Source organism: Geodermatophilus bullaregiensis (genome assembly GCF_016907675.1).
GTDB classification, from domain to species: domain Bacteria; phylum Actinomycetota; class Actinomycetes; order Mycobacteriales; family Geodermatophilaceae; genus Geodermatophilus; species Geodermatophilus bullaregiensis.
Map to the genome: position 1 here is coordinate 3011053 of NZ_JAFBCJ010000001.1, position 14426 is coordinate 3025478.

General features: G+C 71.3%; 11 protein-coding genes. 8 read left to right on the plus strand and 3 right to left on the minus strand.

Annotated features, from left to right (window positions below; translation table 11 throughout):
- Positions 1-118: 118 nt before the first annotated feature.
- Positions 119-1246: a glycosyltransferase gene (locus JOD57_RS14235; RefSeq protein WP_204692623.1), complete on the plus strand. Its 1128-nt coding sequence runs from the start codon at positions 119-121 to the stop codon at positions 1244-1246.
- Positions 1247-1268: 22 nt separating this feature from the next.
- Here the strand turns inward: JOD57_RS14235 and JOD57_RS14240 are convergent, their stop codons facing one another.
- Complete coding sequence (locus JOD57_RS14240) at positions 1269-2306, minus strand: NAD-dependent epimerase/dehydratase family protein (protein ID WP_204692624.1); 1038 nt, start codon at positions 2304-2306, stop codon at positions 1269-1271.
- Complete coding sequence (locus tag JOD57_RS14245; RefSeq protein ID WP_204692625.1) at positions 2303-3250, minus strand: UDP-glucuronic acid decarboxylase family protein; 948 nt, start codon at positions 3248-3250, stop codon at positions 2303-2305. Before JOD57_RS14245 ends, JOD57_RS14240 begins: the two co-directional genes overlap by 4 nt.
- 882 nt (positions 3251-4132) lie before the next feature.
- Between JOD57_RS14245 and JOD57_RS14250 the strand changes: the two genes are divergently transcribed.
- The 7 genes from JOD57_RS14250 to JOD57_RS14280 all read left to right on the plus strand — a co-directional run bounded on the left by JOD57_RS14250 (position 4133) and on the right by JOD57_RS14280 (position 13211).
- Positions 4133-5452, plus strand: a complete 1320-nt coding sequence (locus tag JOD57_RS14250; protein ID WP_204692626.1) for a UDP-glucose dehydrogenase family protein — start codon at positions 4133-4135, stop codon at positions 5450-5452.
- Between the two features lie 86 nt (positions 5453-5538).
- A complete protein-coding gene (locus JOD57_RS14255; RefSeq protein WP_204692627.1) occupies positions 5539-6654 on the plus strand; it encodes a glycosyltransferase in 1116 nt (371 codons plus the stop codon).
- A 5-nt stretch (positions 6655-6659) separates the two neighbouring features.
- Complete coding sequence (locus tag JOD57_RS14260; RefSeq protein ID WP_204692628.1) at positions 6660-7892, plus strand: glycosyltransferase; 1233 nt, start codon at positions 6660-6662, stop codon at positions 7890-7892.
- Positions 7893-8236: 344 nt separating this feature from the next.
- Positions 8237-9688 carry a sugar transferase gene (locus JOD57_RS14265; RefSeq protein WP_307824683.1) on the plus strand — a complete coding sequence of 484 codons (1452 nt, stop codon included), beginning with the start codon at positions 8237-8239 and terminating at the stop codon, positions 9686-9688.
- A gap of 180 nt (positions 9689-9868) precedes the next feature.
- Entirely contained in the window at positions 9869-10957 is a 1089-nt protein-coding gene (locus tag JOD57_RS14270) for an alpha-hydroxy acid oxidase (protein ID WP_239568464.1), read from the plus strand.
- Positions 10958-11143: 186 nt separating this feature from the next.
- The gene (locus JOD57_RS14275) at positions 11144-11962 is read left to right on the plus strand and encodes a glucose-1-phosphate cytidylyltransferase (protein ID WP_204692630.1); all 819 of its coding nucleotides are present in this window, start codon (positions 11144-11146) and stop codon (positions 11960-11962) included.
- Positions 11963-12035: 73 nt separating this feature from the next.
- A complete protein-coding gene (locus JOD57_RS14280) occupies positions 12036-13211 on the plus strand; it encodes a DegT/DnrJ/EryC1/StrS family aminotransferase (RefSeq protein WP_204692631.1) in 1176 nt (391 codons plus the stop codon).
- Here the strand turns inward: JOD57_RS14280 and JOD57_RS14285 are convergent.
- A complete protein-coding gene (locus JOD57_RS14285) occupies positions 13177-14400 on the minus strand; it encodes a glycosyltransferase (protein WP_204692632.1) in 1224 nt (407 codons plus the stop codon). The genes JOD57_RS14280 and JOD57_RS14285 overlap by 35 nt on opposite strands.
- Positions 14401-14426 lie beyond the last annotated feature (26 nt).

Below are 14426 nucleotides of genomic sequence, written 5' to 3' on the forward strand. Positions count from 1 at the left end.
GCGGCGCACCAACCACTGGACTGCCGACCGGAGGGTCCGGTGGGCGTCCGCACCCCGAGACTTCACCCGTGTGGTCCACGGCGACCTGCACTGTAGTTCGATGCTGCAGACTGCCCCCATGACTCAGCCACTCCTGGGCGCTCGCCTCAGCATCATCGGCAGCAGGGGCTATCCGAGCACCTATGGAGGGTTCGAGACCCTGGTCCGGCACCTGGCACCCTCCCTGGTGGCAGCGGGAGCTCATGTGTCGGTCTACGGCCGGTTCCACGACGCGAGGCGGCGTGAGCGCCACCCCAACGGCGTCTGGTCCGTGCACACGCGAGGCATCGACGGGTCCAGCTCCTCGACACTGACCCACGGGCTCACCGCGTCGGTGCACTGCGCCTGGGACCGGACCGACGCAGCCCTCGTCCTGAACGTCGCCAACGGGTTCTACCTGCCCCTGTTGCGAGCGGCTCGTGTCCCGACCGCCGTCAACGTCGACGGCTTGGAGTGGCTGCGCCCCAAGTGGGGCCCCGTCGCGAAGGGGGCGTTCAAGGTGGGAGCCGCGCTCACCGCTCGCTTTGCGGACACCGTCATCAGCGATGCCGAAGCCATCCGCACCTACTGGGCGACGACCTACGAGCGGGAGTCGGTCTTCATCCCCTATGGCGCCGATGTGCTCCCGCCCTTGGGATCCGACCGGCTCCGCGATGTGGGTGTCGAACCCGGCGAGTACGTGCTGGCGGTCGCTCGACTCGTGCCGGAGAACAACGTCGACCTACTCCTAGATGCCGCAGAAAAACTCAACTGGAAGTTCCCTGTGGTCGTCGTGGGTGACTTGTCGGGCATGAGTCCGCTCGAGTCGCGACTCAGGATGCTGGAGGCCTCCACGGATCAGCTGCACTGGCTCGGCCACGTGTCGGACCAGGATCTGCTGAACCAGCTTTGGCAGAACTGCGCCCTCTACGTCCACGGCCACTCCGTAGGAGGGACGAATCCCGCGTTGGTCCAGGCGTTGGGAGCCGGAGCGCCCACGATCGCCCTGGACACGACATACAACCGCGAGGTCCTCGGACCGGAGGGCGTGACCTTCGAACGGTCATCTGAGTCCTTGGCGGCGCTCATCGAGGAACTGTTCGACGACACGGAGCGTCAAGTCCAGTTGGCCACGTCCGGCCGAGCGGTCGTCGAGAAGAATTACGGGTGGAGCGGCGTCCTCACGGCATACGAGCACACCTTCGCCGACCTGCTGCACCGCAGCTGACCGTCCGACCGAACCCGCTGGCTCACAGTCTCGCGCCGGGAGGCCCGGCCCCAGGCGGTGAGCGACGCCCGTCAGCGCGACGCGGCTCCCGCTCTGGTCCGTCTTCGGGGGAGCCGAGCACCGACTGGACCCAGGCGGTCGTCTTCCGCAGACCTTCTGCAAGCGACACGCTCGCGTGCCAGCCGGTGTCCTGTGCAAGCAGCCGGCTGTCGAGGCTGATCGCCTGCAGCTCGCCAAGTCGTGGCGGAGCTGTCGCCGCTTCCGCGGCGACCCCGATGATCTGCGCCAGCAGGTCGTGGAGTTCGCCCACGGACGTCGCGGTCCCGGTGCCAACGTTGTAGCGCTCAGCGCGGGCGCTCGCATCGAGGCAGCGGACGAACGCCTCTACGACGTCGGACACGTAGACGTAGTCCCGGGACGACGTGCCGTCGCCGTAGATCGTGGTCGGGGCGCCCGTGCTCAAGGCGCGGGCGAAGATGCTCACCACTCCTGCCTCGCCATGGGGGTCCTGGCGGGGCCCGTAGACGTTGCCGAGCGCCAGCGACGTCCCCTGCAGGCCGTAGAGACGCGCGTACATCTGCACATAGCACTCACCGGCAACTTTGGCCGCCCCATACGGGGCTGTCGGCCGCAGCGGAGCGTCCTCGGGCACGGGAAGGGCGTCGGGTGCGCCGTAGACGGTGCCGCCGCTGCTGGCGAAGACGACGCGCCCCACCCCGGAGCGGACGGCAGCTTCGAGGACATTGACCGTACCGACCACGTTGACCCGTGAGTCGTGGAGCGGATCGGCCACGCTCTTGCGGACGTCCATCTGGGCCGCGAGGTGCAGGACCGCACGGGGACGGGTCTCGGCCACCAGGTCGCGGAACTCCGGCGTGGTGATGTCGACCTCCACCAGCCGGAAGGCGGGATGCGCCTCAGCGGCAGCGAGATTGGCGAGTCTGCCGGTGGAGAGGTCGTCGACGCCGACCACGTCAGCGCCGTCCTCCAGCAGGTGGTCGACCAGGTGGGAGCCGATGAAGCCGGCGGCTCCGGTCACGAGGACGGAGCCGGTCGTCATGCCGGGCTAGCCGCGAGGTGGTCTCGGAACCAGTTCACGGTCCGGGACAGGCCTTCCTCGAACCCGATCGTGGGCTCCCAGCCGAGCTCACGCCGGGCGAGGCTGATGTCGGGCTGTCGAACGCTCGGGTCATCTGTTGGTCGTGGGACGAAGACGACCTCGCTGGAGGTGCCGGTCAGCCGCCTGATCGTCTGCGCAATGTGCAGGACCGACGTCTCGTAGGGGTTGCCGATGTTCACCGGACCAGCGAGGTCACTCCGCAACAAGCGGACGAGTCCCTCGACGAGGTCGTCCACGTAGATGATCGACCGGGTCTGCGAGCCGTCGCCTGCCACGGTCAGCGGCTGACCCGCAAGAGCCTGAGTCGTGAAGGACGGGATGGCCCGACCGTCGTTGGGCCGCATGCGCGGCCCGTGCGTGTTGAAGATGCGCACGATGGCGGCGTCGACATCATGGGTACGCCGATAAGCCATCGTGAGGGCCTCGGCGTACCGCTTGGCTTCGTCATAGACGCCGCGGGGACCGATCGGGTTGACGTGACCCCAGTACGTCTCGGGTTGGGGGTGGATCTGCGGATCACCGTACGTCTCCGACGTGGAGGCGAGGAGGAAGCGTGCACCCTTCTCCTTGGCCAGCCCCAAGGCGTGCAGTGTCCCGATGGACCCGACCTTCAGCGTCTCGATCGGCAGCATGAGGTAGTCGATCGGCGACGCGGGGCTGGCGAAGTGCAACACCTGGTCGACCGGGCCTGCGACGTGCACATAGTCCGTGACATCCGCCTTGACCAGCCGGAAACCCTTGCGGGACACAAGGTGCTCGACATTGGCCGGCGTTCCGGTGATGAAGTTGTCGAGGGCAATGACCTCGCACTCATCGTCGAGCAGCCGCTCGCACAGATGTGAGCCGAGAAACCCTGCTCCCCCCGTGATGACGACACGCTGCACGTTCCCTCCAGTTCCTCAACCCCTTCGGCGGGCGCGCATGCCATGCCTGTCGCGGGGTCGCAGTAGTCCAAGGCTTCGACGGTGCCGCGACGGTCGTTCGTGCCGTCCAGCGGCAGCGCAGCGGACTTCGAGTCCAGGGACGATGATGCATCAGGCTGCCACCACGACCTAGTGCTGCAGCCGTGACCAGCGGCCATCGAGTGATGTGGTGGGCACTCGCGGCTCGGTCTCGGGTTCGCTGCGCCGGAGTGATCCGCACAGGCGTCGGGCGCTGGGGTCCATGGCGCCCGGACGAGACCCGATGGCGAGCTGGTGGACCTCTAGAAGGAGAGTTCGGTCTGTTCGCGCGGGAGGTCGCGTCGCCTCCTCATCTGTGGTGACGCCGGGGTGGTGATGCGATGGGTATTCGCGAGGCAGGTCTCATCGAGGTCCTGACTGCGTTGCTTCGTAGGTCGTCGCGGGACGCATCAGCGTCCTGGTCGGCGTGGACCGACACCGCTGCATCGCGGTCACAGTGTGCTCCCGGCCTGCTCGGCCCGCGTCCCGCCGCTCACCGTTCGGCCGCCGGCCGCCAATCCGGTGAAGGAGCACTCGGCCGCCCTGACATCCCTCGCCCACTCGAAGGCCATCACCGAGCCGGTCGTCTCGACTCGGCCGGAGCATCGCAGGCGACCGAGGAGGCAGGACTGGAGCATGATGGCTCAGTCGGACGATGACACAACGCGTGAGCGGATGCTGTCCGTCACTTCTGGCAGTGTTAGCGGACAAGTGCCATCCGTTGGACCGCGCCCCGCTCCTTCGCGTCTCCGGGTTGGTTGGACGAACTTGCCTGCGGCGGAACAGGAAGTATCCTGCGCCCCCGCGACTCAGAGGAGGAGGCGCATGGAGATCTCGGTGATCGGCTGTGGCTACCTGGGTGCGGTGCACGCGGCCTCGATGGTGGAGCTGGGTCATGAGGTGGTCGGGATCGACGTCGACGAGCGGCGGGTCGCGGCGCTGCGGGCGGGGCGGGCGCCGTTCTACGAGCCGGGGTTCGAGGAGTTGCTCGGTCGGACCCTGGCCTCGGGGCGGTTGAGGTTCAGCGCCGACGTCGCCGAGGCGGCCGGCGCCCGGGTGCACTTCGTGTGCGTGGGCACGCCGCAGCGGCACGGGGAGTACGCCGCGGACCTGCGGTTCGTGCAGGCGGCGGTGGAGTCGTTGCTGGGTGTGCTGGAGCCCGGGCAGCTGGTGGTGGGCAAGTCCACCGTGCCGGTGGGAACGGCGGCGCGGCTGGCGGGGCTGGTGGCCGAGAAGGTGCCCGGGGCGCTGCTGGCGTGGAATCCGGAGTTCCTGCGCGAGGGGTTCGCGGTGGCCGACACGCTGCACCCCGACCGGCTGGTCTACGGCCTGCCCGGTGGTGTCGACGGCGCGCTGGCCGAGCGGCTGCTCGATGCGGTGTACGCCCCGATCCTGGCCCGCGGCACGCCGAAGGTGCGCACCGACCACGCGACCGCGGAGATGGTGAAGACCGCGGCCAACTCCTTCCTGGCCACCAAGATCTCCTTCATCAACGCGATGGCGGAGTTGTGCGAGGCCACCGGCGCCGACGTCGCCCAGCTGGCCGACGCGATCGGCTACGACGAGCGGATCGGGCGGCGGTTCCTCAACGCCGGGCTGGGGTTCGGCGGAGGGTGTCTGCCCAAGGACATCCGGGCGTTCATGGCCCGGGCCGGGGAGCTGGGTGCCGATCAGGCGCTGACGTTCCTGCGCGAGGTGGACAACATCAACATGCGCCGGCGGATCCGGATGGTGGAGCTGGCCCGGGAGGTGCTCGACGGGTCGCTGCTGGGCAAGCACGTGGCGGTGCTGGGCGCGGCGTTCAAGCCCGACAGCGACGACATCCGCGACTCCCCGGCGCTCAACGTCGCCGCCCAGCTGCAGCTGCAGGGGGCGGTGGTGTGCGTGACCGATCCCGCCGCGATCGACAACTCCCGCCGCCAGTGGCCGCAGCTGGACTACGCCGCCACCGCGGAGGAGGCCGCGGCCGGCGCCGATGCGGTGCTGGTGCTCACCGAGTGGCGCCAGTACCGCGAGCTCGACCCGGTCGCCTTCGGGCGGGTGGTGGCGCAGCGGCGGGTGCTCGACGGGCGCAACGCCCTGGACCGGGAGGCGTGGACCGCGGCGGGCTGGACCTACCGCGCCCTCGGCCGCCGAACCGACTGACCCGCCCGCACACGGGGCCATCCGATCGGCGGAAACCACGACGGCCTGGCCGGGCGGAGTGTGCCTGTTCTATATGGTTCTCGACCATGAGCGACCCCCGTCGGCGCAGGGCGCTCCTCACCTCCGGCGTCCTCTTCTTGGCCGGTCCGTTCCTGCCGTTTGCACTCGGCGTGGTGGAGCGCCGCCTCGGCCGCGGGAGAGAGGCGTATTCCGCGCCAGGCCCCCTGCGCGAGGACCCTTTCGTCGAGGTGATCATCCCCGCCTACCTTGAGGAGAGCACGGTGGGGGCCACGGTTGACAGGTTGACGACCGATTTGGAGAAGTCCTCGGTCCGACATCTTGTGCACGTGGTGGCGAGTGACGGGGGTACCGCCGCTGCGGCGGCCGCAGCGGGAAAGGTGACGTTGACCGGACGGGGCGGCAAGCCGGCGGCCGTGAACGCGGCCGTCGAGCAGTCGACCGCTGACGTCCTCGTCCTCACGGACGCCAACTGCCGCATCGAGCCGCCGGACTGGCCGGTGCGGATGCTCCGTGAACTCCAGGAGACGAGTCTGCTCAGCGCCAACAAGACGGAGCAGGGGTCGGATGACGTCCTCTTCTGGCGGCTCGAGTCGCTGCTGAAACGCGATGCCACGAAGAGGGTAGGGAGCCTGGGCGTCGTGGGAGAGTTCCTCGCCATGCGGCTGCGGGACTACCGGCCGATACCGCCGGCGACGACCTCCGACGACCTGTGGCTGGCGATGGACTTCGACTCCCGCGGACTCCGGGTCGGCGTCTCCCCGACGATCACGACCACCGAGGACCCCGCACCGCGTCCCGAGCAGTGGGAACGACGGGTGCGCATCGCCTACGGCCAGTTGTCCATGGCGCTGCCGCAGCTTCGGGCGCTGTCGCGGACACCGGCCGGCCGGAACTATCTGGCGCACAAGATGTACCGGCTCACCGTCGGGGCCGCCGCGTTCTGGACCGGTCTCGGCGCGGCCGTTAGCCTGCGGCCCCGCGCGCTGGTCCCCCTCATCGGCGTGCCCGTCGCCGCCGCGGTCGCCCAGTACCGCGGGTTGCTCTCCGTCCGGACGCCGCTCGACCCGCTCGCCGCGGTCGTCGCGCTGCAGGCCATCCCCGTGGCGGCGGTGTCCCGGATCGTCCGGCGGCGCCTGAGTCGTGACCAGCCGACGGTCGGCTGGCGCAAGGTCCCGCGGTAGCGACCGTGGAAGCCATCGTCCGGCCGGCCTCGGGCCGGCGCATCCTGCTGCTCACCAAGACCGACTTCGCGGACCCCCGTGACGGAGGGAGCCTCCGGGTGGCCGCTCTGGTGCGCGAGCTGACCGACGCCGGTTTCGTCGTCGACGCGCACGTCGTCCGCGCCCGACCGGGCAGCGGTGCAGGCGCACCCGGTCGATGGAGCCCGGGTTCCGCGCGCTCCCTCGTGCGTGTCCTCGTCAGCTTCCTCCGGGCGCGCAGCGTGTCCGCGCTCACCTGGTTCAGCCCCCGGGTGGTGCGGGAGGTGCACCGGGACCTGTCGCAGCACCGGTACGACCTGACCATCCTGGAGTTCACCCAGCTCCTGGGCTACCTGCCCGTCGTCCCCCGCCCGGTCCTCGTGGACATGCACAACGTCGAGTCCGAGCTGATGGCCAACTACGCGCGCTCCGCCGCATCGCGGCCCAAGCGGCTGGCGGCCCGCTACGAGGCGTCCGCGCTCCGCCGGATGGAGGCCCTCCTGCCGCGTCGGGTCGACGCCGTCGCCACGGTGAGCCAGCGGGACGCGGACCTCCTGCGGGACCTGGCTGGCGGCCGTGCGACCGGAGCCGAGGTCGTCGTGGCGTCCAACGGGGTCAGCGACGAGGCGTTCGACACCTCCGGGCCCCGGACCCGGACCGTCGTGTTCGTGGCGCACCTCGGCTGGCGCCCCAACGTCGACGCCGCGGAGTGGCTCGTCGGAGAGGTCTGGCCCCACGTGCAGTCACTGGACCCCGACCTGGTGCTCCAGCTCGTGGGCCGCTCGCCGGCCGCCTCGGTCCAGGCCCTGCGCGGGTCGACGGTCGAGGTGCACGCCGACGTCCCCAGCGTCCTGCCGTACGTGACGGCCGCGCGGGTGGCGACCGCGCCGCTGCTGGCTGCGGGTGGGACGCGGCTGAAGATCCTGGAGGCGCTGGCGTGCGGCACGCCCGTGGCGGCGACCCCCCTCGGGGCCCTCGGTCTCGAGTCACTGGAAGGTCCGCACCTGCGGCTCGCCCGGTCCGCGGAGGCGTTCGCGCACGCCGTCGTCGACCTCGCGCGGCAGGACCCGGACCGAGACGCGGTACGGGCGGTGGTCGAGCCCTACCGGTGGCGCAACGTCCTGGCCCCGCTCGTCGAGCACGCCACTGCCTTGAGCTCGAGCGGTGCCCCAGAGCGGGGTCGACCCCGGTCGGCACCGGCGGCAGGCGCGCGACCGTGAGGATGGCGCCTCGACCCGGCGTGGTTCTCGTCACTCGACAGGGGGCAACTCGCTCACTGTCGGTCACCGAAGTGTGACCTTGGTCGATCTTTCTCGCGCGTGTTCGCGACCTGCCCCGAAAAGGCTGTCCAGGCCGTGGATCGGGTGTGCAAGATCTGCGCGGCACGTCGGCCGGGATCACTGAGTGTGACGGTGATCACGGTCCAACTGGGTTGCAGCACCTGATGGGGGCTGAGGTAGACGCTCCGGACACCTCGTCCGGAGCCTGGTGTGACACGGGGGGTCGGATGTCTGCGCTCGTGGGTCGTGACGACCTGAGACGTCCTCAGCGGCAACTCGACGGCGTGCGTCGCACGCCCGGCGAGGTCGGTCCGCGCCACGAGGAGGCCGTGGGCCGGCTGGCCTGGGAGCAGACCTACGTCCGGCGCACCGCGGTGACCGATGCCGTCGTGGCGGTGACCGCCTCCGCAGCCGGGTACCTCGTGCGGTTCGGCCCCGACGGCACGGCCGGCAACGCCGCGTCCTTCTGGATGGCCCTGCTGCTGCCGGGGGTGTGGGTCCTCGCGATGCTCGTCTCCCGCAGCTACGAGCGACGGTTCCTCTGGGTCGGTGCCGAGGAGTTCCGGCGCGTCTTCTCGGCATCCGTGCTGCTCCTCGCCGCCGTGGCGACCGTCAGCTACGCGTTCAAGCTCGAGGTGGCGCGAGGCTTCGTCGTCGTCGCCCTCCCCGTCGCGACGGTCCTCACGCTCCTCACCCGGTACGCGCACCGGTCCTGGGTGCACCGTCAGCGGCAGCACGGGCGGTTCCAGCGGACGATGCTCCTGGTCGGCCACCGCAGCGGGATCGAGGCGCTGCACGCGCAGATCGAGCACGAGGCCTACCACGGCTACCGGGTGATCGGCTGCTGTCTCCCCTCTGACCAGCGGGAGCACCCGACCGCGTTCTTCGACGGACTCCCGGTCCTCGGGGGACTGGACGAGGTCGCGGACGTCGTGCGTGGGCACGACGTCGACACCGTCGCCGTGCTCCCGTCCCGGGAGCTGGACGGTCCGGCGCTGCGCCAGCTCGGGTGGGACCTCGAGCAGACCCGGGCCGAACTGCTCCTCGCTCCCGCGGTCACGGAGATCGTGGGCACGCGGGTCAACATCCGCCCGGTGTGCGGGCTGCCGCTGCTGCACATGGAGCGCCCCGAGCTGCGCGGCGTCCGTCGCCTCACCAAGGAGACCCTCGACCGGGTGGCCGCCGGGGTCGGCCTCCTCGTGCTGCTGCCCGCCCTGGTGACGATCGCGGCGGCCGTGTGGGCGAGCAGCCGCGGTCCCGTCCTGTTCCGTCAGCAGCGGGTCGGCCGCGACGGGCGGGTGTTCCCGATGCTGAAGTTCCGCAGCATGGTCGCCGGCGCCGAGACGATGGTGCCCACCGACCGGAACGACGGGAACGGTGTCCTGTTCAAGCTCCGGGAGGACCCCCGCGTCACCCCGGTCGGCCGGTGGCTGCGGCGCTACTCCCTGGACGAGCTGCCGCAGCTGATCAACGTCCTCCGGGGTGAGATGTCCCTGGTGGGACCGCGTCCCCCGCTGCCGTCCGAGGTCGAGCGCTACGGCCTGGACATGCGCCGCCGGTTCCTCGTCAAGCCGGGTCTCACCGGTCTCTGGCAGGTCAGCGGACGGTCAGACCTGTCCTGGGACGACTCGGTCCGCATCGACGTGCGCTACGTGGAGAACTGGTCGCTGGCCTTCGACTTCATGATCCTCTGGAAGACCCTCGGTGCGGTGTTCCGGGGGCCGGGCGCCTACTAGGACACGGACCCGCTCGGCCGGGGCGCGAGGAGCCCGGTGGCAGGGGCCGTCCGGACGGCCGTGCAGGTGCGGCGACGGGCGCGCCGGGAGGCAGGCCACCCGTTGGTGGGGCGACTCCGGCCCCACCCCGACGTAGGCTCCCGCAGCCCGCCAGCCCAGACGAGGAGGGGAGAGACGGGGATGAGCGTCCCCGCCGCCGACACGACCATGGACTCCGTATCGACCCGTCACGTGGAGACGGCCCGCCGCACGCTCGACCCCGCCGTGTGGGACTACTACCAGGCCGGCTCGGGCGAGGAGACGACCCTCCGCGAGGCCGAGGCCGCCTGGCGGGCCTACCGGCTGCGCCCCCGTGTCCTCCGGGACGTCTCGACGGTGGACCTGACGACCGAGTTGCTGGGGACCACCGTGGAGTCCCCGTTCGTCGTCGCCCCCATGGCCTTCCACGCCCTCGCGCACCCCGACGGTGAGTGCGCGACCGTCGCCGGCACGGGCAAGGCGGGCTGCCTGTCGGTGGTCTCCACCCGGGCCTCGCGCACGCTGGAGGACATCGGCGCGGCCGCGTCGGGCCCGTGGTGGTTCCAGGCCTACGTCATGCGCGACCGCGGCCTCACCGAGGCGCTGGTCCAGCGGGCCGCGGCAGCCGGTGCCCGAGCCGTCGTCCTCACCGTGGACACCCCCTACGTGGGACGGAAGCACAAGGTGAGCGGCGTGCGCATCGCCGTCCCCGACGACCAGTTCCTCGTCAACCTCGCCCAGCACCTGCTCCCCGGGACGGTCGGGCGCGAGGCCGCCGAGCAGGACCCGTCGATGACCCCGGACGTCATCGGCCGGCTCGCCGACGTCGGCGGGCTGCCCGTCCTCGTCAAGGGTGTCCTCCGGGGTGACGAGGCGGCCCGGTGCCTCGACGCCGGAGCGGCCGGTGTCATCGTCTCCAACCACGGCGGTCGCCAGCTCGACCGCGCCGTCCCCAGCGCCCTGGCGCTCCCCGAGGTGCTCGAGGCCGTCGACGGGCGCGCTCCGGTGCTCGTGGACGGTGGCGTGCGCACCGGCACCGATGCACTGGTGGCACTGACGTTGGGAGCGGCGGCCGTGCTGGTGGGCCGCCCGGTGCTGTGGGCCCTGGCCAGCGAGGGCGCCGACGGCGTCACCGCCGCGCTGGAGGCCCTCAGCGCCGACCTGCGGCACGTCATGGCGGTCGCGGGCGCGGCGGCCATCGGGGATCTCGACCCGAGCATGGTGTCCGCCACGCTCCGCCCACCGGGCTGACCGCGGCACGGCCGCCGACCTGCGCACGTCCGTGGTCCCCCGATCGGAGGGAACCGGTCGAGGTGCCCGGATCCCGGTTCCCTGGGCCGCAGATGCCACCTACGCTCCCGGCGACCTGCTGCAGCGTCGAACCACACGAAGAACCACACGAAGAACCACACGAAGAACCGCGAGGAAGAGGAACACATGACCGACCGTCCGGACGTCCCGGTCGCCGACATCCCCGTCGTCATCCTGTGCGGGGGGATGGGAACCCGGCTCCGGGAGGCCAGCGAGCAGCTGCCCAAGCCGCTGGTCGACATCGGTGGCCGGCCCATCCTGTGGCACATCATGAAGACCTACAGCCACTTCGGCTTCCGCCGGTTCGTGCTGTGCCTGGGCTACAAGGGCGACATGATCAAGGACTACTTCGTCGACCACCGGGCGCGGATGAACGACTTCACGATCCGGCTGCAGGGTTCCCACGAGCTGGAGTTCCACACCGCGCACGCGGAGGAGGACTGGGAGATCACCTTCGCCGAGACGGGGCTGACAACGGCCACCGGCGCCCGCATCGCCCGGGTGGCCGAGTACCTCGACGCCCCCCGGTTCGGCCTCACCTACGGTGACGGGATCGGCGCCGTCGACCTGCCCGCGGTGCTGAAGACCCACGTGGCCTCCCAGAAGCTCGGCACCCTGACGGGCGTGCACCCCAGCGGGCGGTACGGCGAGATGGTCCTCGAGGGCGACGACGTGACGGCCTTCAACGAGAAGCAGCCGCAGACCGGCTACGTCAACGGCGGGTTCTTCTTCTTCGAGCGCGACTTCATCGACGGGTACCTCGACCCGAGCGCGACCGAGCAGATGCTCGAGCACGCCCCGCTGCAGCGGCTGGCGCGCGACGGGCAGCTCGGGGTGTACCGGCACGAGGGCTTCTGGATGGGCATGGACACCTTCCGCGACTGGAAGGAACTCAACGGGCTGTGGGACGACGGTGTGGCGGAGTGGAAGGTCTGGGAGGACTGACCTGACCGGTCGCGACGTGCCCCCACCCGGGTCGCCGGGTGGGGGCACGTCGCCGGTGGACGATGATGCCGTGATGGACCAGGAGGACATGGTGAGCAAGCTGCCGCCGATCGACCGTGACGCGGTCGTACCGGTCTACCGCCCCTACCTCGGGCCCGAGGTGCAGGAGGCGGCCCGCGGGGCGCTCGAGGCCGGGTGGCTGGGCATGGGCAAGCTCAGCATGGAGTTCGAGCAGGGTCTGGAGCGCTACCTGCAGCTCGACGGCCGGCGGGCGGTGGCCACCAACTCCTGCACGGAGGCGATCCACCTGGCCGGGCAGCTGATCGGCCTGGGACCCGGCGACGAGGTCATCTGCCCGGCCTTCACGTACGTGGCCGGCCACCAGGCGATCAGCCGCACCGGGGCCAGCATCGTCTTCTGCGACGTCGAGGAGGGCCACCTCGGGCTCGACCCCGACCGGGTGCGGGAGCTGATCACCGACCGGACCCGGGCCGTCCTCGTGGTCGACTACCTGGGCCTGCCGGCACGCGTCGACGACATCGTCGCCATCGCCCGGGAGCACGGGCTCAGGGTCATCGAGGACGCCGCGCACGCGTTCGGGACCCGGAGCGGCGGCCGCCCCGTCGGGTCCTTCGGCGACATCACCTGCTTCAGTTTCGGGCCGGTCAAGATGATCACGACGCTCGAGGGCGGCGCCGTCATCACACCCGACCCCGCCGACGTCCAGGCCCTCCACGAGCTCCGGCACCTGGGCATCGACGCCGACACCGACGCCCGGTACCGCAACTCCCGGAACTGGGAGTTCGACGTCGTCCGGCAGGGCTACCGCTGCCACCTCGGCTCCGTCCCGGCGGCCATCGGCCTGGCCCAGCTGCCCCTGGTGGACGAGTTCATCGCGAACAGGCAGGAGTACTGCCGCCGCTACGACGCCGCCTTCCGCGACGTCGAGGGCCTGACCCTGTTCGACACCGACTGGAAGGACGTGGCGCCCTACATCTACGTCGTCCGCACACGGGACGCGGAGGAGCGCGGTCGGCTGATGACCCACCTCAAGGAGCGGGGCATCGCGACGGGCATCCACTTTCTGGGCGCCCAGGACTTCAGCTTCTACGAGGGCTGCCGCCGGGGCGGCCTCGAGGTGACCGACCGGGCGACGGGACAGGTGCTGACCCTGCCGCTGCACCCGTACATGGACGAGGGGACCCTCACCCGGGTCACCGACGGGGTGCGGTCCTTCTACGGCGCGTGAGCCGCCGCCGGAGGCGGCTCACGCGCGTCACTTCGGCGTCAGCGGCGTGGTCCGCGTCGCGGAGGGCCAGGATCGCCGACGCCCAGCCGGCGGCCATGGCGTCGAAGTCGTAGGACCGGGCGTGCGCGGGACCCTGCGCGGCGCGCTCGCGCAGCACGGCGGGGTCGGCCAGGTGCCGCTCGAGGGCCGCTGCCAGCGCGTCGACGTCCTCGACCGGCACGAGCTCGCCGATGCGGCCGCCGTCCAGCGCCTCGCGGACGCCGGGGGAGCAGTCGGCCGCCACGACCGGGACCCCCAGCGAGACGGCCTCCAGGAGCGCCAGCGGTAGACCCTCGTGGCGGGAGGGCAGGCAGAACAGGTCGGCCCCCGCGACGAGGGGCAGGGGAGCGCGCACCGCCCCGGCGAAGCGCACCGTGTCCTGCACACCCAGCTCCTCGGCCAGCGTCCGGAGAGCGGGGGCCTCCGGGCCGTCGTTGAGCACGAGCACCTCGTGCGGGTGGGTGCGGACGACGCGGGCGTGTGCGCGCAGCAACAGGTCGTAGCCCTTCTGCGGGGCGAGCCGTCCGGTCGCCACGACGGTGGGCTGGGCCGAGGGCGCCAGCTCCGGGGGCTCCTGTGCCGCCCGGGCGATCGCGGCGGTGTCGATGCCGTTGCGGACCACGCGAACCCGGTCGGACGGCAGGCCGTTGCGCACCAGCGGGGCGACCACACCGGGCGTGACGGCGATCGCGCCCTCGACGTGCCGGTGCACCCACCGGACGACCCGGTGGGTTCTCGGCGGCATCCACTCGGCCAGCGCCTCGTCGAGGTCGGCGTGCACCGACACGACGAACGGCCGGCGGGTCAGCCGGGTCGCCAGGAACCCCAGGACGAGGGCGGGTCCGATCTCCGATCCCCCCACGACGACCGTGGCCCGGCGGCTCTCGCGGGCCAGGCGCAGCAGCGCGCCGGGGAAGCCGTGGCGGAGCCGCCGGTGGTCGGGGACGACCTGCACGACGTCGGCGCCGGTCGCGGGGACGGCGGCGCCGGTGGCTCGCTGCAGAGCGGCCAGCCGCGCACCCCCGCCGGCCCAGCGCCGGGCCAGTCCGACGACGATGCGGACGGCTCCGTTGGTGTTGAGGGAGTCCACCAACAGGAGGACCCGGCCGACGGAAGGACCAGGGGCGGTCTCCTCGACCGACTCAGACACCGACACAGGAACTCCCCGTCTGTCGC

Bases quoted from the DNA above. Each gene is read 5' to 3' on its own strand.
- JOD57_RS14235 (WP_204692623.1), top strand. From the start codon at position 119: ATGACTCAGCCACTCCTGGGCGCTCGCCTCAGCATCATCGGCAGCAGG.
- JOD57_RS14240 (WP_204692624.1), bottom strand. From the start codon at position 2,306: ATGACGACCGGCTCCGTCCTCGTGACCGGAGCCGCCGGCTTCATCGGC.
- JOD57_RS14250 (WP_204692626.1), top strand. From the start codon at position 4,133: ATGGAGATCTCGGTGATCGGCTGTGGCTACCTGGGTGCGGTGCACGCG.
- JOD57_RS14255 (WP_204692627.1), top strand. From the start codon at position 5,539: ATGAGCGACCCCCGTCGGCGCAGGGCGCTCCTCACCTCCGGCGTCCTC.
- JOD57_RS14270 (WP_239568464.1), top strand. From the start codon at position 9,869: ATGAGCGTCCCCGCCGCCGACACGACCATGGACTCCGTATCGACCCGT.
- JOD57_RS14275 (WP_204692630.1), top strand. From the start codon at position 11,144: ATGACCGACCGTCCGGACGTCCCGGTCGCCGACATCCCCGTCGTCATC.
- JOD57_RS14280 (WP_204692631.1), top strand. From the start codon at position 12,036: ATGGACCAGGAGGACATGGTGAGCAAGCTGCCGCCGATCGACCGTGAC.